Source organism: Dactylosporangium sp. CA-139066 (assembly GCF_050936175.1).
GTDB lineage: Bacteria > Actinomycetota > Actinomycetes > Mycobacteriales > Micromonosporaceae > Dactylosporangium.
In genome coordinates this window covers 1,807,122-1,830,752 of the sequence record NZ_JBNJNH010000001.1, presented here as the reverse complement: position 1 = coordinate 1,830,752, position 23,631 = coordinate 1,807,122, and the positions used below count along the sequence as shown (strand labels likewise).

Annotated in this window: 20 protein-coding genes; 7 read left to right on the top strand and 13 right to left on the bottom strand. The window is 72.7% G+C overall.

The features are described 5' to 3' along the window. Positions 1 to 646: 646 nt before the first annotated feature. Complete coding sequence (locus tag ACQEVU_RS08435; RefSeq protein WP_433321982.1) at positions 647 to 1,456, bottom strand: SAM-dependent methyltransferase; 810 nt, start codon at positions 1,454 to 1,456, stop codon at positions 647 to 649. A 66-nt stretch (positions 1,457 to 1,522) separates the two neighbouring features. On the opposite strand from ACQEVU_RS08435, the gene ACQEVU_RS08430 reads away from it, so the two are divergent. Continuing rightward, entirely contained in the window at positions 1,523 to 2,395 is an 873-nt protein-coding gene (locus ACQEVU_RS08430; RefSeq protein ID WP_433321981.1) for a diacylglycerol/lipid kinase family protein, read from the top strand. A 4-nt stretch (positions 2,396 to 2,399) separates the two neighbouring features. Here the strand turns inward: ACQEVU_RS08430 and ACQEVU_RS08425 are convergent, their stop codons facing one another. Further along, entirely contained in the window at positions 2,400 to 3,836 is a 1,437-nt protein-coding gene (locus tag ACQEVU_RS08425; protein WP_433334850.1) for an APC family permease, read from the bottom strand. A 147-nt stretch (positions 3,837 to 3,983) separates the two neighbouring features. On the opposite strand from ACQEVU_RS08425, the gene otsB reads away from it, so the two are divergent. Beyond that, entirely contained in the window at positions 3,984 to 4,811 is an 828-nt protein-coding gene (otsB, locus tag ACQEVU_RS08420) for a trehalose-phosphatase (RefSeq protein ID WP_433321980.1), read from the top strand. A 13-nt stretch (positions 4,812 to 4,824) separates the two neighbouring features. Here the strand turns inward: otsB and ACQEVU_RS08415 are convergent, their stop codons facing one another. The 8 genes from ACQEVU_RS08415 to ACQEVU_RS08380 form a co-directional block, all read right to left on the bottom strand. Further along, a complete protein-coding gene (locus tag ACQEVU_RS08415; protein ID WP_433321979.1) occupies positions 4,825 to 6,744 on the bottom strand; it encodes a zinc ribbon domain-containing protein in 1,920 nt (639 codons plus the stop codon). Between the two features lie 81 nt (positions 6,745 to 6,825). Then, positions 6,826 to 7,395 carry an IS607 family transposase gene (locus ACQEVU_RS08410; protein ID WP_433321978.1) on the bottom strand — a complete coding sequence of 190 codons (570 nt, stop codon included), beginning with the start codon at positions 7,393 to 7,395 and terminating at the stop codon, positions 6,826 to 6,828. A 59-nt stretch (positions 7,396 to 7,454) separates the two neighbouring features. Continuing rightward, positions 7,455 to 7,925, bottom strand: a complete 471-nt coding sequence (locus ACQEVU_RS08405; RefSeq protein ID WP_433321977.1) for a hypothetical protein — start codon at positions 7,923 to 7,925, stop codon at positions 7,455 to 7,457. A 231-nt stretch (positions 7,926 to 8,156) separates the two neighbouring features. After that, complete coding sequence (locus ACQEVU_RS08400) at positions 8,157 to 9,113, bottom strand: ARPP-1 family domain-containing protein (RefSeq protein ID WP_433321976.1); 957 nt, start codon at positions 9,111 to 9,113, stop codon at positions 8,157 to 8,159. Beyond that, the gene (locus tag ACQEVU_RS08395) at positions 9,110 to 10,345 is read right to left on the bottom strand and encodes a hypothetical protein (protein WP_433321975.1); all 1,236 of its coding nucleotides are present in this window, start codon (positions 10,343 to 10,345) and stop codon (positions 9,110 to 9,112) included. Before ACQEVU_RS08395 ends, ACQEVU_RS08400 begins: the two co-directional genes overlap by 4 nt. A 139-nt stretch (positions 10,346 to 10,484) precedes the next feature. After that, positions 10,485 to 11,885, bottom strand: coding sequence for an EAL domain-containing protein (locus ACQEVU_RS08390; RefSeq protein ID WP_433321974.1), 1,401 nt, complete (start codon positions 11,883 to 11,885; stop codon positions 10,485 to 10,487). 181 nt (positions 11,886 to 12,066) lie between these two features. Then, the gene (locus ACQEVU_RS08385; protein ID WP_433321973.1) at positions 12,067 to 14,472 is read right to left on the bottom strand and encodes a penicillin acylase family protein; all 2,406 of its coding nucleotides are present in this window, start codon (positions 14,470 to 14,472) and stop codon (positions 12,067 to 12,069) included. A gap of 49 nt (positions 14,473 to 14,521) precedes the next feature. Further along, positions 14,522 to 15,649 carry a type III PLP-dependent enzyme gene (locus ACQEVU_RS08380; protein WP_433321972.1) on the bottom strand — a complete coding sequence of 376 codons (1,128 nt, stop codon included), beginning with the start codon at positions 15,647 to 15,649 and terminating at the stop codon, positions 14,522 to 14,524. 152 nt (positions 15,650 to 15,801) lie between these two features. On the opposite strand from ACQEVU_RS08380, the gene ACQEVU_RS08375 reads away from it, so the two are divergent. Beyond that, positions 15,802 to 16,350, top strand: coding sequence for a hypothetical protein (locus ACQEVU_RS08375; protein ID WP_433321971.1), 549 nt, complete (start codon positions 15,802 to 15,804; stop codon positions 16,348 to 16,350). 16 nt (positions 16,351 to 16,366) lie between these two features. Here ACQEVU_RS08375 and ACQEVU_RS08370 read toward each other — a convergent pair whose 3' ends face one another. Genes ACQEVU_RS08370 through ACQEVU_RS08360 form a run of 3 tightly spaced genes read right to left on the bottom strand, consistent with a single transcriptional unit; the run spans position 16,367 to position 19,216 of the window. Beyond that, positions 16,367 to 16,981, bottom strand: coding sequence for a GNAT family N-acetyltransferase (locus ACQEVU_RS08370; RefSeq protein WP_433321970.1), 615 nt, complete (start codon positions 16,979 to 16,981; stop codon positions 16,367 to 16,369). Between the two features lie 44 nt (positions 16,982 to 17,025). Further along, entirely contained in the window at positions 17,026 to 18,552 is a 1,527-nt protein-coding gene (locus ACQEVU_RS08365) for an APC family permease (protein WP_433321969.1), read from the bottom strand. Positions 18,553 to 18,577: 25 nt separating this feature from the next. Then, positions 18,578 to 19,216 carry a GOLPH3/VPS74 family protein gene (locus tag ACQEVU_RS08360; RefSeq protein ID WP_433321968.1) on the bottom strand — a complete coding sequence of 213 codons (639 nt, stop codon included), beginning with the start codon at positions 19,214 to 19,216 and terminating at the stop codon, positions 18,578 to 18,580. Between the two features lie 165 nt (positions 19,217 to 19,381). Here ACQEVU_RS08360 and ACQEVU_RS08355 point away from each other — a divergent pair, with 165 nt between their 5' ends. The 4 genes from ACQEVU_RS08355 to ACQEVU_RS08340 all read left to right on the top strand — a co-directional run bounded on the left by ACQEVU_RS08355 (position 19,382) and on the right by ACQEVU_RS08340 (position 23,578). Continuing rightward, complete coding sequence (locus ACQEVU_RS08355; RefSeq protein WP_433321967.1) at positions 19,382 to 20,257, top strand: helix-turn-helix domain-containing protein; 876 nt, start codon at positions 19,382 to 19,384, stop codon at positions 20,255 to 20,257. Between the two features lie 38 nt (positions 20,258 to 20,295). Beyond that, the gene (locus ACQEVU_RS08350; RefSeq protein WP_433321966.1) at positions 20,296 to 20,514 is read left to right on the top strand and encodes a DUF397 domain-containing protein; all 219 of its coding nucleotides are present in this window, start codon (positions 20,296 to 20,298) and stop codon (positions 20,512 to 20,514) included. Between the two features lie 381 nt (positions 20,515 to 20,895). After that, positions 20,896 to 22,152, top strand: coding sequence for an ROK family protein (locus ACQEVU_RS08345; RefSeq protein ID WP_433321965.1), 1,257 nt, complete (start codon positions 20,896 to 20,898; stop codon positions 22,150 to 22,152). Between the two features lie 109 nt (positions 22,153 to 22,261). After that, entirely contained in the window at positions 22,262 to 23,578 is a 1,317-nt protein-coding gene (locus ACQEVU_RS08340) for a condensation domain-containing protein (RefSeq protein WP_433321964.1), read from the top strand. Positions 23,579 to 23,631: the final 53 nt, after the last annotated feature.

Genomic DNA, 23,631 nt, shown 5'->3' with positions numbered 1-23,631 from the left:
CGAGGAGTACCCCTCCGCCGTGACAGGAATCGTCGACGGCCACGTCCGCCCGCAACTCCGAGCCCGTCGAGTGCACGCGGAAGCTCGAGATGCCAGGCAACCGGGCGCCCCGCAGCTCGTGCGGCACGTTCGCCAGGAGCCGACCCTTGGCCCCCGTTGGCCTCTGCACGCGGAAGACCGGGCGTCCCCCAGCTCGTGCGGCACGTTCGCCAGGAGGCGGCTCTTGGCCTCGCCGGCCTCTGCACGCAGAAGGACGTCCCCCAGCTCGTGCGGCACGTTCGCCAGGAGCCAGCTCTTGGCCTTGCTGGCCGCTGCACGCGGAGACCGGGCGCCCCGCGGCTCATGCGGCACGCCCGCCAGGAGGCGGCTCTTGGCCCCGTCGGCCTCCCGGAGCTGCACTCGGGCTTTGCCGACAAGTCGGGCACTCCGTGCCACGACTTGTCGGATTTATACCCCGCCTGGCGAAAAATGCGGATATGTCGTGGCGCGCCAGCGCCCGACATATCCGAAGCTCACCCGTGACGTCCGGAACGCACCCGTGCGATGGGGTCGCGAAGCCGCTGTGTCCTCTTTGCCTCGGCGCGCCTTCGCGAACGATCGGCACGCGCGGTCCGGCGCGCCCGGCAGGTGCGCGGACGACGAACGATCAGCTGATGCGAGCGACGGCGCCGTAACAGGCCACGTCCTCCGCGGAAGGGCGCGGCCCCGGCACGTCCTCGGCGTGCCAGTGCGCGACCGACACGATCCCCGGCTCGACCAGCTCGAACTTCGACAGCAGCTCCGCGAAGCGCGTCCCCGAACGGGCCTGGAAGCGGCCGTCCGGGTTGTTGGCCGTCAGCTTCTCGATGGCCTCGGCAGGCAGGAACTCCCAGGTCGCGTGGGACGCCACGACGTAGCTGCCGGGGGCCAGGGCCGAGGTCAGCGTGTCGATGATCTCCTGGGGGTACTCGTCCTCGCGGACGAAGTGCAGCACCGCGACCAGCAGCAGGCCGACCGGCTGCGACAGGTCGAGGGTCGCCCGCAGGTCCTCGTGAGTCAGGATCGACTTGGGCTCGCGGATGTCGGCGTCCAGGTACGCGTTGGTGCCGCCGGGGGCGCTCGTCAGCAGGGCGCGGGCGTGGGTGAGCACGATCGGGTCGTTGTCGACGTAGACGACGCGGGTGGCCGGGTCGACGGCCTGGGCCACCTCGTGCGTGTTGTTCGGGGCCGGGATGCCGGTGCCGATGTCCAGGAACTGGCGGATGCCCTGCTCGGCCAGGTAGCGCACGGCCCGGCCCATGAAGGCGCGGTTCTCCACGGCCATGAGTTTCACGCCCGGCATCGCGGCGGCGATCGCGTCGCCGGAGGCTCGGTCGGCGGCGAAGTGGTCCTTGCCGCCGAGCCAGTAGTTGTACCGCCGCGCGGGGTGGGCGACGGTCGTATCGATGCGGGCGAGTGCGTCGTCGGTGTTGTCCATCAGTGCCACATCGTAGCCATCGGCCGCCACGATTGGCAGGCGGCGCGGCTGGGTACCGTGGCGATCGTGAGGGTGGCGGTGGTGGCACACCGGAAGAAGACGCTGGGCGGCGGCCTGACCGAGCTGCGCAACGAGCTGGAGCGCGCGGGGGCCGGCAAGGTCGACTGGCATGAGGTACCGAAGAGCAAGAAGGCGCCCAAGCGGGCCCTCAAGGCCGTGCGGGGCGGGGCCGACGTGGTGTTCGTGTGGGGCGGCGACGGCATGGTGCAGCGCTGCGTCGACGCGCTGGCGGGCACCGACGTCACCGTGGCGATCATCCCGGCCGGCACGGCGAACCTGTTCGCGACGTCGCTGGAGATCCCGCGCGACATCCGCGCCGCCGTGGGCATCGGGCTGACGGGCGAGCGGCGGCGGTACGACCTCGGGCGCATCGAGGGTGAGCACTTCGCCGTGATGGCGGGCGCGGGCTTCGACGCGGCGATGATCGAGGACGCCGACCGCCGGATGAAGCGCCGCTCCGGGCGCTTCGCCTACGTGCGCACCGCGCTGCGGCACGTGCGCGACGCGCCGGTCGACACGATCGTGCACCTCGACGACCGCCCGTGGTTCGAGGGCCCGTCGACGTGCCTGCTGCTGGGCAACATCGGCACGATGTCCGGCGGCCTGAAGGCCTTCGACGACGCCAGCCCGTTCGACGGCCGCCTGGCGGTGGGCGTGGCCACCGCGCACGGCGCCCTGCAGTGGGCACGCACGCTGGGCAGCATGGCGACGGGCCGCACCGACAAGTCACCGTTCGTGCAGATCGGGAGCGCCCGCAAGGTGTACGCCGAGTTCGCCGAGCCCGTCCTCCTGGAGCTCGACGGCGGCGCCCGCAAGCGGGTCAAGCGCCTGGAGGCCGAGGCGGTGCCCGCCGCCGTCACGATCGCGGTGCCCCGCTAGCCATCTACCGCGGCGGCCAGGTGCCGGGATGTGCCCGCCGCCGCCCGCGCGCAGCACCGGGACGGGCCTGTGTGCGGCCGTCACGGGGACAGGCGAAATCGCATCCGGCAGACGATCGCCGTGGTGTGGCGGCGCAACGCGCGGTCGATGACGGCGCCGCGGTGGTTGCGCAGCAGGCGCTCCCAGGCGTGGCCGGGCTCGATCTCGGCGATGAGCGCGAACGTGCGCCGGCCGGCGCAGTGGGCGTTGACGCGAGCTTCGACGCCGTCGTGACCACCGCCGCGGTCGCGGTGAGCACGGCCCCGACGGCGTTGAGCGCGAGGCGGCCGCGGGCGGGCCGGCCGTACCGCCGCCAGTGCTTCACCATGCCGACCTGGGCGATCGTGAAGCCGACGAAGACGCCGATGGCGAACAGCGGCACGAGGGCGTTCATGCTGCCGCGGGCGGCGACGAGCAGCAGCGCGGAGGCGCCGGCGAGGACGAGGACGCCGTAGCGGTACACCTGCCGATCGGCGCGCAGGGCGAACACGTGCGGCAGGTAGTGGTCGGCGGCCAGCAGCCGGGCCAGGACCGGCAGGCCGCCGAAGGAGGTGTTGGCCGCCAGCGCCAGCAGGACCGCGGTGGCGACCTGCACCAGGTAGAACCCGGCGCCGTGGCCCAGGGCCCGCTCGGTGATCTGCGCGAGCACGGTGCTGCCCGGCCGGGGCTGGATGTGGTACTTCGCGATGAGCGCCGCGATCCCGAGCAGCATCACGGCCAGCAGGACCCCGAGCGCGACCTCGGTGCGCTGGGCCCGGCGCACGGCCGGGGCCCGGAAGGACGGCACGGCGTTGGCGATCGCCTCCACGCCGGTGAGCGCCGCGCACCCGTTGGAGAACGCCTTGAGCAGCAGCAGCGGCCCCACCGCCCCCGTTGTCTGCGGTGGGGCCGCGCCGCCGTCGGTGAACGCCAGACCGACCGCGACCACGACCACGATCGAGCCGACGAACACGGCGGTCGGCAGCATGAACGCGCGGGCGCTGTGCGCGACGCCGCGCAGGTTGACGGCGGTGATCGCGGCCAGGACGGCGAGGCAGAGCTCCACGGTGTACGGCAGCAGCGCCGGGAACGCCGCGGTGAGCGCCGCGACGCCGGCGGCGACGGAGACGGCGACGTTGAGCACGTAGTCCACGACGAGCGCGGCGGCCGCGACGAGGCTCGCCCGGCGGCCGAGGCGGGCCTTGGCGACCGCGTACGCGCCGCCGCCGTCGGGGAAGGCGGCGATGACCTGCCGGTACGACAGCGTGAGCACCGCCAGCAGCAGCGCGATGGCGCCGGTGACCGGCAGCGCGTACCCGAGCCCGGCGGTTCCCGCGGCGGCGAGCACGAGGACCACCGCCTCCGGGCCGTAGGCGACCGACGCCATCGCGTCGAGCGACAGCGCCGCCAGCCCGCCCAGCACCGTCAACCGGTGTCGATCCCCTGCGCCCACGACGGCATCACAGCGCCGGCCGGGCGTCGTCGCCATGATCTTGACGGAAAAGCTACGCGGCTGTGCGCCGCATCACCGCCCGGTCACGTGCGGGTCGCGTCCGGTAGCCTTCGACACATGGTGCTGAGGACCCCGGAGTCGGCGGCCGGTGCCGCCGGGCTGACCGCGATCCTGGACCGCCCGCAGGAGGCGTCCCTGGCGTTCGACTTCGACGGCGTGCTGTCGCCGATCGTCGCCGATCCGGTGCAGTCCCGGCCCTATCCGGGCATGGTGGCCGCGCTGGGGCGCCTGGCCGAGCTGGTCGGGTCGGTCTCGATCATCACCGGCCGGCCGGTCGACGCCGTGCTGCGCCTCGGCGACCTCGGCGAGCTGGCCGCGCTCGAGCACTTCTCGATCTTCGGGCTGTATGGCATGCAGCGCTGGGACTGGGCGAGCCGCTCGGTGGTCTCCGAGCCGGTGCCGGCCGGGGTGGAGGCGGCCCGCGACGAGCTGCCGGCGCTGCTGGACCGGCCGGAGCTGCGGGGCGTGGCCATCGAGGACAAGGCGATGTCGGTGGCGGTGCACACCCGCCGGGCCGACGAGCCCTACCAGGCGTTCGAGGCGCTGCGGGCCCCGCTGCGGGCGCTGGCCGAGCGGTACGGGCTCGCCCTGGAGCCGGGCCGGATGGTGCTGGAGCTGCGCCCGCCGGGCGTCGACAAGGGCCACGCGCTGGAGGCGATCGTCGAGCGGCACGGGGCCCGGTCGGTCGCCTACTTCGGCGATGACCTGGGCGACCTGGCCGCGTTCGACGCGGTGGAGCGGCTGCGGGAGACCGGCGTGCCCGGGCTGAAGGTGTGCAGCGGCTCCGACGAGGTGCCGCAGCTGGCGGCCCGCGCCGATCTCATCGTCGACGGGCCGCCGGGCGTGCTCGAGTTCGTCGAGGGGCTCAACGAGCGCCTGAAATAGCGTCTCTGAGAAACTACGAAAGGCTGTGTCGGGCGGCTGGCCGGCGGTGTGGCGGGGTTGCCGTCACGTGCCGGTGGAATCCTCGACTCAGCCGCCGGTCGCGGGTGCGGCCGGCTCGTGTTCTCGTTGTAGTTGTAGCTGCCGGCACCTGGCCCACGATGCTGCTGTGGGCCTGGGGTGGCCGCCCCGCCGGACGCTGGCCAGCACCGGGTGTAGGTACTGGGGCGGGGGTCTCGCGTTGTATGGGCGCGAGGGGTGTGGTGGTAGTAGCCGCCGCGGTTCTGCTGCGGCAAGCCTTCGGCAGCCGCCGGACCGGCCCGTCGATCGCGGTGACGGTACGGATCCGGCCGGTGAAGCGGTCACGGTGGGCGCGAGTCTGGCCGAGCAGGCCGCGGGCGAGGATGCGTTCGGCCGCGGCGTGGTCGCGGTCGCAGGACAGGCCGCAGCCGCAGATCGTCCATTTGTGACCCGTCGTGTGCGGCCGGTCCGGGGCCTTGACGTGCTTGAGACCGAGCCGCAGCGGTTGGCAGGCTCGCGGTTGGGAGGATGCTGCCACGGCGTGCGGGGCGTGCCGGCCGCAGCGCGGGCAGCCCGCGGAGGTTCCGCGGGCGGGCACGGTGACCACGGCGATGCCCTCCATCACGGCGAGGTGCCGCAGGGCGTCGAAGACCAAGCCGCGCACGTGCGCGCCGAGCCGCCGGTTCAGTGACCGGCCCAGTCCCCGAGCCTCCAACGTGGCCAGATCCTCGATGTAGATGACGGTACACCGGTTGGCGAGGGCGTGGTCCACGGCCCAGCGGGCCGCCGCCCAAGCCAGGCTCTTGTTCAGGCCACGAAACCGCGCGTCGATCCGCCCGGCCTCAACAGCCAGGACCGAACGTTTGGCGGCGAGAGCCTCGTCATGCCGGCCGGCGAGCAGCCGCTCGTAGTGGTCCAGGCGTACGCGGACGCGCTCGCGATGGGTGCGCAGCCGGTCCAGTTTCGCCGACACCCCGGTCGCGTCAAACGTAAGCGGGCGGCCCGTCGACAGCACCCGGACACGGCCGCGCCGGTCCTCGCCCAGCCGGCCGACAACGCCGGTGAGCAGCATGTTCAACCCCCAGTCCAAGCCCAACGCCCGCCCGTGGCCTATCGCCTGCGCTACCGGCGCGTGACGAACGAACGGCAGGTCCACGCGGACCCGGCCGTCCACGATCCGCAGCGTGGGCGTGGCCAGGACGGCATCGACCGGCACGGTCGCTGGTATCGCCGCGTCGAGGGCGACCCATGCCCAGTCCCGGTACGACACCGGATGCTCGGTCGCGGGCAACAACACCCGTAACACCATCCGGGCTGGGTCGTCGACGTCGCGGGCCAGCGTGACCTGCTGACGGTCCGCGGCGGCCAACAACACCTGCCCGGACACGGACGGAACGGGTTCGGCTTCGACGATCGCAGCGGGCAGCCGACCATGCGCGGCGAGGAACGTTGCCGCCTGCCGGGTGCGGTTGCGGACCTCCGCCTTCGTCACGCCCTGCCCTACAGCGGCCGACACGGCGGCCCACAGGGCGGCCCACTCGTCCGGGGTGCGCCGGGCCGGGTTGACCGGCCACGTGGCCACGACCGCGCGCAGCAGCCCATCGCGGTGCACCGCCAGCCGCAACAGCCGAGCGGCGTACTCCTCCGCCATCCTGCGCACCCGATCCGAGACGACCACACCCTCCGGACCCTCCGGCGCCACGGCGGTGTATCCCAGCCGGCGCAACGCCATCCAGCCACTAGCCGGCAACACGCGACCGTCCGGGCCGACACCGCCGGCCAGCCCCGCCAACGCGGCCGGGGTCCAATGCCGCTCGAGCAGCCGCCGAGTCATCCCCTGCACCAGACCCGACATCCACCCCACCCGCTGCACCAGCGCGGTGGCGTTCAACAGCCGGCCGGTCGACTCCACCACCCTCGATACGCGGTGCACGTCGCGGTCGCGGTCACCGGGATCATGCCCGGCTCGCGGGCGCGCCGCTTCGCCATTCCCCGCTCACGCTCCACAGGGCTCGTGCAGCCAGTCACCGGCGTCACGCAGGAGGCGTTGTCTGGCCTCACGGGAACGGATGCCGTACATACGGCCGGCGAACGTGGCGACCAGGCTCATGAAATCGGCGACCGTGACACCGTCACGAGCCAGGATCTCCCGCAGCCAGCCTGCCCCGTACCGGGCCAGACGGTCCTCATGGGTCACCCGCACGACCGTGAACGCGCCGGCTCGCGCGGCCTCCAGCAGCCGCCGCAACCCTGGCCGGTCCTCCCGCAGCCCGCTGGCCCGGTCCCGGTACACCGCCACAACCTCACCCGACGCAGTGTCCCGCAACGCTTGCTCCTGCGTGGCGAGGCTCGTCTCCTGCCCACTCGTGCCGGACACCCGCACGTACAACACTTCCCGCCGCGTCGACGGCGTCGCTACAGCGCCGAGGAACGCGTCCAGATCAGCCTCTCGGAACCGGCGCTCGGAACCCACCCAGACCACCGGCACACGACCGGAATCGGCCCACAACCGCAGTGTCTGCGGATGAATCCCCAGACGCTGCGCCGCCACCGACAACCGAAGCATGACCCACATCGTAGATTGTCGGCGGTTTCTGTAGGTTCCTTAGGGATTCCGATCCGCAGCTACCGACCCTCCGCGATCACGGCGAGCTTGTCCTCGACGAACGTCTCGTCGGCGTCGAGAGCGGCCGCGACGGCCTCGCGGGACGGCTCGAAGCCGGCCGCCTCGCCCCAGGCGACGAGCGCATCGACGGCCTCGTCGCCGTCGAGCAGCTCCTCGTCGTCCGGCGGCCCGTAGTCCTCCAGCACCTCCGGGTTGACGGCGATCTGGCGGGTCTGCGATCCGGACACGACGGCGAGGACGGCGCAGTCGCTGTCGAGCACGAACGCCGCGAGCGCCGGCGACCCGGTCCGCTCCGCCAGCGTCCGGCTCAGGCGCGCCGGGTCGCCCTTGCCTGCGGCCTTACCGATGGCGGCGCCGCGCGCCTCGACCTGGAAGAGCCGCCAGCCGTCGCCGAGATCGTCGTCGTTGAGCACCGCACCGACGCCGAGCGCGGCCGGGTCGGACGTGCGGCCGCGGCGACGAAACCCCAAAATCCCATGCGCCGGACTATACGATCAAGCCCCGGTCCCCATGAGTGGGGAGCCGGGGCTCGGTTCGGGTGCGGGCCGGCGGCCAGCGCCGATGCGACATTGGTCGGTTACTTTGCTTGAACGGCAAATCCCTCATTACCCCGATGTGGAATCGGAGGGGCTGTCGCCGGGCCTGACTCAGTCCCGCATGTCTTCCATTCAACCGCCGGGATTCCTTGCGGTCAAACGCTTTTACGCCGCCGTGGCGAACAGCGAGGCGTACACCAGCCGCTCCCCGTCGGTCACGTACTGGCCGGCGACCCCGCCACTGTCCACGGTGGACAGGCGCAGGCCGAGGTAGCGCTCCTCCTCGACCGGCTCCCCCGGCTGCCACGCGGCGCGGGCGAGCCACTCGGCGACCTCGTCGGCCACCCTGCGGCGGCGGGCGGCGAGCTCGGCCCGCAGCCCGTCGACGCTGGCCGCGGTGAGCGGCGCACCGTCCGGCGCCGCGCCGGTCGTGAACCAGGCCGCCGGGCCGTAGGCGAAGCAGGCCAGGGCCGTCCAGACGTCGGCGAAGTACGCCGGGTCGGGCGCGATCTCCACCCCGGCGAGCGCCCCGCCGACGAAGAACAGCGCGCCCAGCTGCCCGTCGAGCGGCTCGAGGCGGCTCCGGAACTGGGTGAGCCCGGCCCGCTGCCGCGTGAGCACCTGCTCGAGGTGCCCGCGCGCCGGCAGGCCGTAGCGGCCGTTGAACGTGCGGATCTGCGGCCAGAGCTTGCTGTACTGCGCGCGGCCCCGCTGGCGCAGCGCCTCCGCCCGCAGCTCGACCGGCAGCACGAAGAACCACTGGTCGTCGCGGCCGGCGAGGTAGCCGCCCTGCGACTCCTGCACGCAGCAGGCGTCGTCGAAGCGCAGCGTCTGGCCGGCGGCGATGAACGCCGACCGGCACAGCGCGTGGTTCTGCGCCGCGTCCTGGATGTAGCCGAGGTGCAGCGGCACGATGGCCACCCCGGCCGGCGCCGGGTTGGTGAGCTCGACCTGGCCGTAGGCGACGACCCGGCTGAGCTTCAGCCCGCTGCGCGGCGGCACGATCCCCGGGTAGGCGGGCCCGAACACGGGCACCATGGTGAGCGCGCCCGCGCGCTGCGGCGTGCCGAGCCGGTAGCCGGACGCGTCGACCGCGCGCGGGAGCATGGCGAGCTGGTTCATCGCAGCATCCCCTCCAGAGTGGACAGTCGGCGCCGGAGCTCCAGGCCGACCCACCGCTTCGCCTCGGCGCCGTCCACGTGGGACAGCATCCAGAGCACGAGCGCGGCGAGCTCGGCCGAGTGCCAGAACGTGCGCACCGGCAGCCCGTCGCCGGCCCGGCGCAGCGTCAGGTCGTCGGCCCGGCCGAAGTTGGCCTGGCAGAACACGACCGGCGCGCGCACCCCGGCGCACGGCAGCGCGGCGACCACCCGGGCCAGGTCGCCCGGGTACACGTTCTCGTAGCCGTCGGAGGCGACGGCCACGACGTCGGGCTCGTGCGCAACGGCGTCGAGCACGGCCCCGGCGAGGTCGGTGGCCCCGCCCGGGCGCCCGGCAGCGCCGAGGCCGCCGCCCGCCTGGACGACGACGAGGCCCGGGCACACCCGCTGCAGCACCATCCGCAGCGCCGCGACCTGCGACATGACCGCCCACTCGCGGTTGCCGTAGCCGCGCATCGACGCGGAGGCGTCCACGACGAGCGCGACCCGCCCGTCGTAGCGCGGCACGCCGCCGGTGAGCGCACGCACGTAGCCGTCGGCGGCGGCCTCGAGCTCGGCGCTCGGCCCGCCGCGCAGGGCGTGCACGAGCGTCGCGGCCAGGTCGCCGCGGTTGGTGACGGTCACGGTGTCCGGCCGCTCACCGGTGAGGTCGAGGTCGACCGCGGCCGGCGGCGGCGCGAGCACCGCGGGGCCGGCCGGCTCGTAGAGCGCGGCGACGCCGCCGGCCGCATACCGCCCGCGCGCCGTCGCCTTGCCCAGCGCGTGCTCGAAGCAGTCCACGGCCATGCCGCGGCGGGCCCGGATCAGCTCGGCCGCGTGCGGGTGCTCGAAGAGCACGGCGAGCGTGGTGCGGGTGACGTGCCGGTGGTTGGCCCGGCGCCGGCGCACCGCGAGCAGCACGGTGAGCACGTCGGCGGGCGGCAGCCCGAGCGCGAGGACCCGGGTCACCCGGGCCAGCGTGTCGCGCGCGCCCGGCTCGAGCCCGGCCCAGGAGGCCGTCAGCAGCCGCAGCAGCACGCGGGCGCGCTGCCCGGTGCGCACGCCCGGCATGAGCGCGCCGAGCGCGTAGGTCTCGGGGTCGGCGCGGTGCGCCGCGACGTGCAGCTCCTCGTCGTCCCAGACGACGGCGCCGGCCCGCGGCACCCGCAGCACCCCGTCATGGTGCTGGAGGTGATGCACGAAGGTGTTGGTCACGACACGACGGTAAGAACGCAAAAACCGGTGGAGCGAACGGATTTCGATGTGTTGTTCTTGGATGGACTCGGGTCCGTGCAACGCACGACCGTTGTTCCCACCAGGAATCCCGGCGTCCGCGGTGCCAAGGACAAACCCCTCAGCGGGGCAGCTGCTGCAGGATGATGCGGGCCATCGACGCGACGAGCGCGCGGTCCTCGGTGTGCGCGAAGCCGAGCGTGTCGTGGCCGCCCCGCCCGCACAACGCCGCCGTGTAGCGCGGCGCCACCACCACGGCGGCGCACTCCTCGACCGCCGCATCGTCCACATCGGACCGTGCGAAGTGGACGTCGGGGCCGACCGCGGCGGGGTCCAGCGGCGCGACCAGGCCGACGAACGCCGCCCGCCCGGCCAGGCGCTGCAGCGACGGCAGCCACGAGCGCGCCGTCGCCGCGTCGGTGCAGGACGCCAGCACGACCGCGCCCGAGCCGGCCCGCCGCAGCAGGTGCTCGAGGTGCGCCGCAAAGGCCTCCGGGGTGCCGCTGCGCGCCTTGCCCCGCGCCGCGGCCGCCTCGAACGGCGTGCCGCCCGGCAGGTGCAGGCCCGGCCGCGACGGCCGCAGCGCGGCGGAGGCGCCGGCGTCGCCCGGCTCGACGAGCTCGATCGGGGCCGGCCCGCCGAACAGCAGCCCCTGCCCCCAGTGCGCGCCGAGCGCCCGCGCGTTGGCGAGGTCCTCGGGGGTCTCGATCCCCTCGGCGACGATGACGGCCCCGCTCTGCTCGGCGACCGCGCTCACGGCGGCGACCACCTCGACGGTCCGCGGCGCGTGCGGCGCCCGCAGCAGCTGCAGGTCGAGCTTGACGACCTCGGGCTCGAGCAGCGGCAGGAACGCCAGCGACATCGGGTCGGCGCCGACGTCGTCGAGCGCCAGCCCGTGCCCGTGCGCCTGGATCGCGGCGGCGAGCTGCAGCAGCGCCGCCGGCCGGGCCGACAGGGCGCGCTCGGTGTACTCGAGGACCATCCGGAACGGCGGCCCCTGCGTCATGAGCTCCAGCAGCCGCGGCGACAGCGCCTGGTCGACCACGGCGGGCTCGGCGTTGACGAACACGAGCGGCACCGCGGCCGCGCGGGCCGCCTCGAGGGCCCGCTCGGCGCACAGCGTGTCGAGCTCGGCCAGCCGCCCGGCCGCGACGGCCGCCGCGAACAGCTCCCGGGCGTGCCACATGCCGCTGCCGGCCGGGCCGCGGGCGAGCGCCTCGACCCCGACGGGCCGCAGCGAGCGCAGCTCGACGATCGGCTGGAACAGCGGCGCGACCGCGCGCTGCGCGAGCACCCGCTCGATGGTCCAGCCGCGGGCGCCGGCCGGCGCCGCGCCGGACAGGACCTCCTGCGTGATCTCCTCGAGGTCCCGCCGGACGTCCTGCGTGATGTCGTCGTCGAGGGCGGCCAGGGCGAAGGCGGAGCGCGAGGAGCCGCGGCGCGAGCGCGGGGCCAGCGTGCGGCCCATCCGGGAGACGCGGGAGCGGAACGACGAGGGAAGCAGCGCCGCTGGTGCCGGCACGGACACGGAGGGTGACGTCGCGGTGGCCGCGAGCGGAACATTCGGCCGGTCCTGGGCCTGCATGCCAACCTCCCGGCTCGACACCGCCGCGTGCCCCGCTGCTGAAAACCCTAGACCCTGACCCGCCCGGCTAACCAGCCGAGCAGGTCAGGGCCCGAATAGCGAGATCGTCAGCGATGCGTCAGGAGGTGGCGGCGATCAGCTCCACGGACTGGGTGTCGGCGCTGATGGCGGAGTCCGAGTACCGGCAGTCGCGCAGCTTCTTCTGGGAGTACAGCTGCGTCTGATCGATGTAGTGCGACGAGGTGCGGTCGCCGGACTCGCTGAAGGTCAGGATGCACTTGGCCGACGGGCCGCTGGAGGTGTAGGCCAGCGTGAGCAGGAAGCTGGTCCCGTAGTTCACGACGTAGCCCTTGTCCGTGAGGTCGCTGCCCGGCACGAACGTGCCCGGGTCCATGAACGGCTCGAGCGAGGAGCCCGGCAGCGGCTGGTACTGCGCCATGTTGGCGATGCCGATGTTCTCCGTCGACCCGGGGACCGGGATCTTCTGGCCGTTCTTCACGGTGTACTGCACCTGGGACAGCGGCACGTTGAGCGCGAGCCCCACGGCCCGCATCCGCAGCATGCCCCGGGCCAGCCCGGCCAGCAGCTCGCCGCTCGACGCCGGGCCGCCGCGCGGCGTGCGGGTCGGGTCGGCCGGGTTGAACGGCACGCCGAACAGCGCGCCGGCCTCGTTGAGGGCGTCGGGGTTGTTGGCGACGACGGCCCCGACGGTCTCCCGCCACAGCACCGCGCCGCGGCTGGCCAGCTCGAACTGCTTGTCCCAGGTGGCCAGGACCGTGCAGCCGGGGCTGACGTCGACGCTCGTGCCGTCCACGACCACGGGCGTGGTGCCGCGGGCCCGGCAGGCGGTGACGGTGGCCGCGGCGACCTGGGCCGCGGTGTAGGTGTCACCGGACAGGATCGTGGTGGCCAGGCCCGCGAGGTCGAACTTGGCGACGCTGTTGACGAGCTTGAAGTTCTGCCGGGTGCGGACCGTCAGCGGCGCGCCCTCCGGGCCCTGCAGCGGCGTGAACCCGGTCAGGAACTGGTTGGCGTTGGGCACCCAGTGGCTGTCGTTGGAGTTGAGCACGTAGTCGCGGCGCACCAGCTGCGGCTGCTGGGCGAAGGGCACCAGGCCGGGCGAACGGGCGCCGGGCGCGACCACCCAGGCGTTGGCGCTGTTGCTGCCGTCGAGCAGGCCGAGCGGGTTGCTGGACCACTCGGCGATGGCGGACGGCGAGAGGTTGGGCGTCGGCGAGGAGTCGAGGTAGAGCGCGTTGCCGGCCGAGTCGGTGGCCATCGTGTTGACCCACGGGATGCCCTGGTCGCGGCCGATCGAGGCGCGCAGGCCGTTGACGTCGGTGGCGCGGGCCATGTTCCACCAGACCCGGGTCAGCCGGTCGTTGTCGATGTTGGCGTCGCGGTAGCTGATCGCGGTCTGCCCGTTCCAGCCCAGCGACGGGTCGATGGCCGAGAGGTCGAGGACCGGGCCGTAGCGCGTCGACCACATGGTGCGGGTGACGCTCTGCAGCGAGCCGTCGGCCTGCTTGACCTTGACGGTGACGGACTTGCCGGTCATCGACTCGGACCGGCCGTCGACGACGTACTTCGTCGGCGACGACGGGTCGAGGGTCATCAGGTAGAACGTGTACCGCGAGCCGGCGGCGATCGTGTGCGTCCACGCGACCTTGTCGGTGAAGCCGATCTGCACGCCCGGCAGGCCGCCGAGGCTGGCGCCGTAGACGTTGACGTTGCCGGCGACCGTCAGCTGCGACTCCCAGAAGCGCAGCTCGCCCTCCCACGGGAAGTGCGGGTTGCCGATGAGCATGCCCTTGCCGGTCTGGGTCTTGTCGGCACCGAGCGCCCAGCCGTTGCTGGAGAGCTTCTTGTCCTGCTGGGTCAGCTGCTCGACGCCCGAGCGGACCTGCGCCGCAGAAACCGGGGGCGCCACCGTGGAGGGCGGCGTGGCCGCGGCGATCGGGGCGAGCAGCGCGCCGCCGCTGGCCAGCAGGGCGATGTCGCGCTCGTACGCGAGCAGGTCCACGTTGGTGATCGGCCCGATCCACGGCTGCCCGGCGCACCAGCCCGGCACGCGGGCGGCGCCCTTGGTGGCCAGGAAGGCGTTGTAGCCGCGCACGTAGCCGTTGACGATCTGCAGCTCCTCCGGCTGCAGCTGGGCCAGCTGCGCGCGGGCGCGGTCGTAGAGGCCGAGCGAGCCGTAGGCGAAGTCGGTGGCGAGGTTGGCGTTGTCGGCGCCGGGGCCGAACCAGCGGGAGCGCTCGCCGCGCACCTTCACGATCTGGTCGGAGAGGTCGCAGAAGCGGTCCTCGGCGTAGGCCCACGCCTGGCCGAAGGCGACGCTGCCGATGTTGGCGGCGCTGATGTGCGGCACGCCGTAGGAGGTGCGCTTGATGACGGCGGAGTATCCGCCGGCGGCGACCGCGTCGGCGGCCGCGGCGGCCGGCCCGGCCGTGGCGAGGACGACGGCGGGGGCTAAGAGGGCCGCAGCGGCGACCGCGCTGGCAACACGGCGGATTCCGGACACAGTTCCTCCGTCGGAAGGTGGCTAGGGAAGCGTTACGGAACTGAGCGCATCAACCACAGTACGCAGCGTCATCACTGGTTTCAATGGCCACTCCAGTCACACAGCGCACGACCGGAGGCTCGAACCCGTTGAATCGCGATGCATAGACAGTGGTGTATGCTCCGGTGCCGTCGAGGTACACCCGGTCCCCGGTGCGCAGGTCCGCGGAGAGCTCGACGTCGTACATGATCGTGTCCTGGCTGTCGCACGTCGGCCCGGTGAGGTGGAACCGGTCGCGGGTGAGGCTGCCGCGCGAGTCGGAGGCGGGAAACCGCAGCTGGTTGCCGGTTTCGAGGCTTTCCATGAGCCCGTTGAAGGCGCCCACGTCGAGGTGCGCCCAGCGCCGCCCGCCGCGCACGGCGGTGCCGATCACGGTCGTGGCGAGCCGGCCGGCGTCGGCGACGAGGGCGCGGCCGGGCTCGCAGACGGCGGTGACCGGATACGGCAGCTGGGCCAGCCCGGCGCCGATCGTGGCCCCGTATTCGGCCATCGGCGGCGTCCGCCCGCCGTAGCGGGCCGGAAATCCACCACCGACGTTCACCATGTGCAAAAACAGATCTTCGGCCGCCAATTTGTTCATGAGGTGCCCGACCGCGCGCAGCGGGGCCCGCCACGCGTGCGGCAGGAGCATCTGCGAGCCGACGTGGAAGGCGGCGCCGTAGGGGCGCAGGCCGCGCTCGCGGGCGGCCAGCATGAGCGACACCGCGGTGTCGACGTCGACGCCGAACTTGCCCTCGCTCGGCACGCCGCTGCGGATCTGGTGCGCGGCCAGGCGCACGATCACCGCCGCGCCGGGCGCCGCGACGGCGAGCTTGTCCAGCTCGTCCTCGGAGTCGAAGGCGAAGCGCCACACCCCGGCCGCGTGCTGGCGCTCGATGTGGTCCATCGGCTTGACCGGATTGCTGGACAGCACCAGCGCCGGGTCGACGCCGACGGCCAGCAGCGCGTCGAGCTCGGTCGCCGAGGCGATCTCGAAGCGGCCGCCGAGGGCGTGCAGCCGCGAAAGGATCTCCGGGTGGGGGTTGCACTTCATGGCATAGTGCACATGGACGTCGGGCAAAGTGGCCGCAATCAACACATATGCGGCCGCCACTCTGTCCAGGTCGACGACGAGTTCGGGGGCTTGAGGGCGGTCCATGGACCCTCCGAGATCGCAAATGGCGACGGATTACGGGTCACCATATTGCACTCGGTGACGATTGGACTACTCTCAAGGAACTATCGATCGAATAACGTTGATCGACCTGTCGGGAAACTGTGCCTAGCCCAACGGGGATCGGAGTGCTGGACATGAACGTCAAGATTGTCGAGCAGTTGCAGGGCGATCAACGCGAAGAGGCGTGGACGCTCTACTCTGAGGCGTTCGCCGAGCTCAACGCGCTGGCCGTGCAGCGTCACCTGATGTACCGCCACGAGTTCGACGACGTGATGGACGACCCTCGCATCCACAAGTATCTGTGCCTGGACACCGACGACACGATCCGCGGAGTGTCGATCTACACCAACGACCTCGACGCCGTGCCCCTGATCTCGCCGCCGTACTTCGCGCGGCGCTGGCCGGAGCACTACGCCGAGCGCCGGATCTGGTACTGCGGCTTCGTGGCGACCCAGGCCGACGCCCGCGCCGCCACGGCCTTCGGCGAGCTCGTGACGCAGATGTACCTCACCGCGGCGGCACAGAACGGCCTGATCGCACTCGACTTCTGCAATCGAACCGACGAGGTGCGGCACATGGCACGCGTTGTCCGGCTGATGCTGCACCGCCTCTCCGGCGACGTGAAGGCGCAGCGCATCGACGAGCAGCAGTACTGGCTCTACGAGTTCCCCACCGCCGCCTAGCGACCGGCCTTCCCTTCTAGAGCAACGGTTCGCGCCACATAGGCCACACCGGCGGGCCGTCGGGCAGCAGCACCGGCGACCGGCTCGTGTAGCCGTGGCGCAGATACAGCTCGCGGTTGCGCGGGTCGTTGGCCTCCAGGTACGCCGGCAGGCCGGCCCGGTCCAGCCGCGCGTGGTGGCGCATCAGCAGCGCGCTGCCGATGCCCAGGTTCTGCCGGTCGGGCCGCACCGCTACGAACGCCAGGTAGTGGTGCGGCACGAGCGGGTGCTCCGCCTCCAGCGCGGCGTCGAGCACGCAGATGCGGTCGAACGCGGGGCCGGTGACCTCCTTGAGCCGGCGGTCGTAGTCCAGCGGCGGCGGTAGCGCCCGGGTGAGCGGGAACCACAGCGCCACCCCGGAGAGCTTGCCGTCGATCGGGTCGACGCTGGCGTACACCTCGCCGTGGCGGACCGCGTGCTCGGCGAAGATCTCGAAGTACTCCGGGCTGGACTCGCGCCGCAGCCCCGCGTCGGGCATCAGCCAGCGCGCGACGGCGCCGTCGCTCATCGCGGCGACCAGCACCTCGGTGATCTCCTCGGTGCCGACCGGATCGATGTCGCGAACGACCACGTCCTGGATGGCGTGCGTCATGGAGCATCCTCTCCCGTGACTTGGGCGGCTAGGCCCGCCGATGTTCAGGCTGCATGGTGCGCGACGTCGGCGGTGACCCGGTGCGGGCGGGCGGGGCGGCCGAAGACGCTCTCCGGCACCACGAAGCCCTCGGTGCCGCGGCCGATGCCGGCGTAGGCGTCCGGCCGGGCGCCGCGCATGATCGCGGCCCACCCGATGCCGAAGGTCGCGCAGACGGCGTAGACGGTCGGGAACAGCCAGTTGAAGGGCGAGTCCGCCGGGACCTGCAGCAGCTGCCCCAGGCCGATGACGGTCGCCGCGAGCACGACGCTGAGCAGCAGGAAGGCGAGCATCGGGGCGATGCGGGCGCGCCAGACGTTCTCCCGGCGCCGGTTGCGCAGGAAGAAGCCGATCACCGCGGCCGAGGTGGCCCACATCAGGATCAGCACGCCGAGGCCGCCGACGACCGTCATCCACGCGAACAGGTGCACGAGCGGGTCGGTGTGCGTCACGACGTACACGATCAGGACGCCCAGGGCGAGGGCGCTCTGGGTGAGCGAGCCCGCGATCGGCGCCCCCGTGCGCGGGTGCGCGACGCCGAAGATCCGCGGCAGCACCCGCTCGCGGCCGAGCGCGAACTGGTAGCGGGTCACGGACGTGTGGAAGGCCAGCATCGCGGCGAACACGCTGGTGAGGAACAGGATGTAGCCGATGTTGACCAGCGCCTCCGGCACGTACGAGGCCACGAGGTTGAACACCAGGTCGGTCTGGTCGGCCCGGGCCCGCCCGACGATGTCGCCGGCGTTGACCGACATCGCCCACGCCGAGATCCCGCACAGCAGGCCGGGCAGGAGCACGGCCCAGTGGGTGGCCCGGCCGATGGTCTTCTTCGGGTCCTTCGCCTCCTCCGACAGCACGACGGTCGCCTCGAAGCCGACGAAGCCGGCGATCGCCAGCACCAGCATCGCGACCACCTCGGGGGTGGCCAGCTGCTGCGGGTTGAGCGGGCCGAAGTCGACCCTGCCGCCGTGCGGGTGGGCGAGCATCACGAAGTCGTAGACGAGCACGATCGTGATCTCGACCGTGAGCAGGACCGCGAGCACCTTGCCGCTGAGGTCGACCCACAGCACGCCGAGGATCGCCACGAGGAACCAGCCCACGAGCGCGCACACGAACCAGCTGGCCTTCACCCCGCTGGCCGCGAGGATGCCCGACGCCACGACGCCGAAGAGGCCGAGCAGGCCGATCTGCATGGCGGCGTAGGCGGGCAGGGCGATGAAGGCCGCGGCCACGCCGATCATCCGGCCCAGCCCGTGGCTGATGTAGCTGTAGAAGGCCCCGGAGTTGACGATGTGCCGGCTCATGGCCACGAAGCCGACGGTGAACAGGGACAGGATGAGCGCGGCCACGAAGTACACCAGGGGGACCGCGGTGTTGCCGACGACGGCGTAGATCGTCGAGATCGCGCCCAGGATCACCGTCAGCGGTGCGGCGCCGGCGACGCCGAAGAACACCACCGACGGCACGCCGAGCCGGTTGCTGGCCAGCCCGCGCGCGACGATGTCGGGCCCGGTCAGGGTCGTACGCGCCATAGTTGTCGTCTCTCCTTGCGGGGCTCTAGCGGCGGCCGGCGGCCAGGGCGGAGCCCACCGCGGCCTCGGTGTACTGCACCAGCTGGACGAGGTCGTCGGGCAGGGAGCTCATGATCCCCGGCATGTTCTGCATGCAGTCGCGCTGCTGCTGGGGGCTGAAGAAGACGTACCGCGTCAGGCCCGTGGCCACGACCAGAGCCACGAGCACGCGGTCGGAGAGGTTCATCGACCGGCGCCGGCCGAGCGCCTCGGCGAGCCGGATCGACTCCCAGGCGGCGGCGTTGCGCTGGTCCGGGCTGACCGGCATGTACAGCGTCTGGGCCCCGAGCAGCTTGCGCTTCGTCACCGGCTCGACCACGCCGGCCCGCAGCAGCCGCTCGCCGACCTGGTCCGCCGCGTCCTGCGACAGATAGGCCAGCCAGGTGCGGATCTCCTTGTGCTGGGGCTGGGCCACGAGCAGGTCGAGCAGAGTGTGGGCGAGCGAGTCGCCCGGCGGTTCCTGGCTGACCACATACAGGTCGCCCGTCATCGCCCGCAGCCGGCCGAAGAGCATGAGCTCGCCCAGCAGGCCCGCCGCCAGGCCGAGCCCGGTCGCCCTCGGGTGCAGTCGGGAACGGCCCGTCCGGTCGTCGTGCGCAATCAGGTAGTAGCTGTTGGCAAGCACCGTGAATCACGCTCCTCGGCACGTGGCAAAAGGAGATCATGAATGAATGAAGGATCGTCCTCGATGTCTCAAGCATCATGTACCAAGCACTGCGCGTAGTGCAACGAGTACTAGACTCCGAGTATCGGACAACGTCGAAATCCCGCACCGACTATGGTCATCGGCGTGCAGACACCCGAGGAGGTACCGGTGGCTGTCGACGAGGGGCCGACCCTGCGCCGCCGTCGCCTGGCCGCCGAGCTGAAGAAGTGCCGCGAGGACGCCGGTTACACGCAGGAGCAGGTCTCCCGGCATTTCGAGTGGCATTCGGCGAAGGTCACCCGCATCGAGAACGCGCGGGTCCCGGTGACCCCGCGGGACGTCAACGACCTGCTGACGCTGTACGGCGTGGCCGACAGCGACTACCGCGACGCGCTCATGACCCTGGCCCGGCTGGCCCGCCATCGAGGCTGGTGGACGGACTACAAGGACGTCATGCGCCCCGGCAACTTCGTCGGGATGGAGGCCGACGCCTCCTCGGCCAAGGTGTGGGAGCCCATCGTGCTGCCCGGGCTGCTGCAGAGCGAGCGATACATGCGCGCGCTCATCGGCAGCGGCCGCAGCCACGACCCGCAGGAGGCCAACGACCGCCGCGTCGAGCTGCGGATGACCAGGCAGCGGCGGCTGACCGGCCCGTCACCGCTGGAGTTCTGGGCCATCGTCGACGAGTCGGTGGTCCGCCGGCAGGTCGGCGGCCCGCAGGTCATGGCCGATCAGTACCGCCGCCTCATCGACCTCGCCGCGCTGCCCAACGTCACGTTCCAGGTGCTGCCGTTCGACGCCGGCGAGCATGCGTTTCTGGGCGGTTCGGTCGCGCTCCTGGAGTTCCCTGACGTCGCCCACCTGGATGTCGTGTACCTCGAAGGGCTTGCCGGGGACTACTACGAGGAGCAGCCTTCAGAGGTCAAGCGTTATCGGCTCGAGTTCGAGCGCCTCAGCACCAGAGCACTCACGCCGGAGGCGTCGACCGGCATGATCCAGCGCCTGCTCGACGACCTCTGACCGCTGAGGAGTCCGCAGGGAAGGGAGGTGTGCTATGCATGGCGAATTTTGACCAGGCCGCCTGGCGTAAGAGCAGCCGGAGCAACGGCAACGGCGGCGCAAATTGTGTCGAAGTCGCGGTCGCCGACACAAGAATCGGCGTCCGGGACAGCAAGGACCCCCATGGGCCCGTTTTACAATTTACGCCCATGGATTGGGAATCGTTTGTGAGCGGCACGAAGCAAGGCAGCTTCGAGCCCGCCCACGAAACGAGGTGATGGATCAACGGCGGTGCTGCCGACACCGTCGGTGAATTGTGTGACGGCACATCACCGTGCCGCGTTGGAACCGATGACGCCTGACGGCGTGTAACGGAGGGCCGGTGCGCCAGCATCGGTCCTCCACAATTGGACGCATCGATGCTATTGCGTATCTTGGCGGAAGCCCAGGGCGCCGTTTTGCAGCATCTGCAATTTACCGCAACCCCGGCGTCACCCACCGTATCGGCAGCCGTCCGCCGCCGCGCCATGTCCCGGGACCGGATCCGTCAGGGCCCCCGCACGCCGGCCCGGCGATCGTTGGAAAGTCACCGAAGGCACCCGTCAACGGCGCTTTCCGCCATACGGGACAGTCCCGGCCGAGGCGATACATTTGCCGGCGTGAGCGACGCGGACGGGCTGCAGCTGGACGGGTTACGCCGGCGCAACGCGGCCGCCGTCCTGCGCGCGGTGCGCACCCGCGGCCCGCTGTCGCGAACCGAGATCGCCCTCGCCGTCGGGCTGAGCCCCACGGCGGTCACGAAGATCACCGCCGATCTGGTCCGGGCCGGGTTCATCGGCGAGACCCGCGACCCCGTGCCGGCCGCCCGTGAGCCCGGCCGGCCGCGCGTGCCGGTGGAGCTCGACCGCACCCGGCACCGCTTCGTCGGCGTGCACATCGGGCTGCGGCGCGTCACCGTCGGCCTGGTCGACCTCGGCGGCGAGGTCGTCGCGCAGCGGGCCCGCGCGCACGGCGCCGCGACCCGCCCCGGTTCCGTCATCGCCCGCGCCCGCCGGCTCGTCGAGGAGGTCCTCGCCCAGGACGGCGCCGGCCCCGGCCAGGTGCTCGGCTACGGCGCCTGCAGCGGCGGCTGGGTGCTGCCGGAGACGGGCGTGGTCCGCGAGCTGCCCGGCCTCGGCTGGCGCGACGTGGCGCTGCGCGACGGGCTGCGCATCGACGGGCTGCCGGAGCCGGCGGTGGACTCGAGCGTGCGCGCCCTCGCCCTCGCCGAGGCCCGCGGCGGCGCCGCGCAGGGCGTCGACGACGTGCTGTACGTCTTCGCCGGCAACGTCATCGGCTGCGCCCACGTGCTGGGCGGCCGGGTCGCGCGCGGCCGCAACGCCGCGGCCGGCACGATCGACCACCTCGCCGGCTTCGGCGGCGCCCGGGCCGGCGACCCGTGCTCCTGCGGTCGCGGCGGCTGCCTCCGGGCGGTGGCCGGCGACGCCGCCGTCCTCGCCGCCGCCCAGGAGGCCGGCCTGGTGCCCGCCGGCGCGCTCATCGAGGACCTCGCCGCCGTGGCCCGCGGCGACTCCGCCCACGCGGCCGCGGCCGACGCGCTGCTGGCCGAGCGGGCCCGCCGCATCGGCGCCGCGATCGGCGCCCTGCTGGACCTGTTCGACCCCGAGGTCGTGGTCGTCGGCGGCGGCGTGCGCCTCGCCCTCGAGCACTTCGACGGCCTCGTCGCCGCCGCCCGCGAACACTGCACCCTGCCCCACGAGGAGACCCCGGTGCGCCCGGCCGCGCTCGTCGGCCCGTCGTCGCTGATCCGCGGCGCGGCCGCACCGGCGCTCGACGCCTTCTATTCCGATCCGCTCGCGGCCGTTCGCGCCCGTGTCGATGCCGCCAACGACCGGATGGCGGACTCTGCCGGGTGACGGGCGAGGCGCCCCGCTACGACATTCCCTGGTCGATGGGTCGGCGCCCGCTATATAGGGCTCGATCGGGCGTCGACAACCATCGCTTCGATCCAGAAGACTCCACCGCATGCAGTCGCAGATCGCGTTCGCCGGGCTCCGCTCCGGCACCGGCCCGGCCACCTGGGGACAGAGCGCGATCTGGGACGTGGTGCGCCGGCTCGGCGACGACGCGGCGCGGTACAACGTCAGCGGCGGGCTGGCGCCGGACCCGGCCCTGCCGCTGGACCGCCTGGGCGACGTGATCCGGGCGCTGCTGGCGCGGCACGACTCGCTGCACACCACGCTGCGCGCCGACGGCGACCGGCTCGAGCAGGTCGCCCACCCGGCCGGCGCGGTCGAGCTGCACACGCGCGGGTGCGAGCCCGCGGACGTCACCGCGACCGCGTACGCGTTGCGGGACGAGCTGATGGCGGTCCCGTTCGACGCCGAGCGCGAGCTGCCGCTGCGGGTCGGCGCCGTCCTCGCCGGCGGCCGCGCCGCCTACGTGATCCTGTTCCTGTCGCACACCGCCTCCGACGGATGGGGCCTGCGCAACCTGCTCGCCGACGCCGCCGCCCTGTGCGCGGGTGAGGATCCGGGCGGCGAGGAGCGGCAGCAGCCGCTGGAGGAGGCGGCGTACCAGGTCTCGGAGAAGGGCCGCCGCCGCGACGCCGCCGCCCGCCGCTCCTGGCTGCAGAAGCTGGCCTCCGGGCCGGCCAGCCAGTTTCCGGGCCGGGCCGGGCGCGCGCCGGCCGCGGCGTTCCCCAACGCGGTGCTCAACTCCCCCGCGCTGGCCCTGGCGCTGGACCGGGTCGCCGCCGGCCTGGCCGTCAACCCGCACTCGGTGCTGCTGGCCGCGGCGGCGGCCGCCGCGGCCCGGCTGGGCGGCGCCCCCGACGCGGTGTTCCAGATCGTGGTGAACAACCGGTTCCTGCCCGGCATGGCCGGCGCGGTCAACACCATCGCCCAGGAGGGCCTGCTGCACCTGCCGGCCACCGCCGGCGACTTCGCCGACCTCGTGCGCCGCACGTTCGGCGCCGCGCTGTCGGCCCAGCGCCACGCGTACTACGACAAGCTCGCCCTGGACCGCGACATCGCCGCCCTGCGCGACGCCTGCGACCACTCGTGCTTCGTCAACGACACCCGCGGGCTGATGTCGATGCTCGGCTACGGCCGCCCGGAGGCCGAGCCGCTGGAGCGCGCCCGCTCGCGCACCACGCTGACGTGGCCGGTCGAGCACGCCCCGCGCCGCAACACCACGTTCGCCCTCGACGCGCAGGACGCGCCCGGCAGCCTGGAGCTCGCGATGACCGCCGACGCCGCCGTGCTGCCCCGCTCCGACATGGAGCGCTTCCTGCTCGGCATCGAGGACCTGGTCGTCGCCCAGGCGCAGTCGCTCGGATAATTTTTCCGCGCGGACCGATGAGTTCCGCCGGAGGGTGGCGTTACACCTCGCGT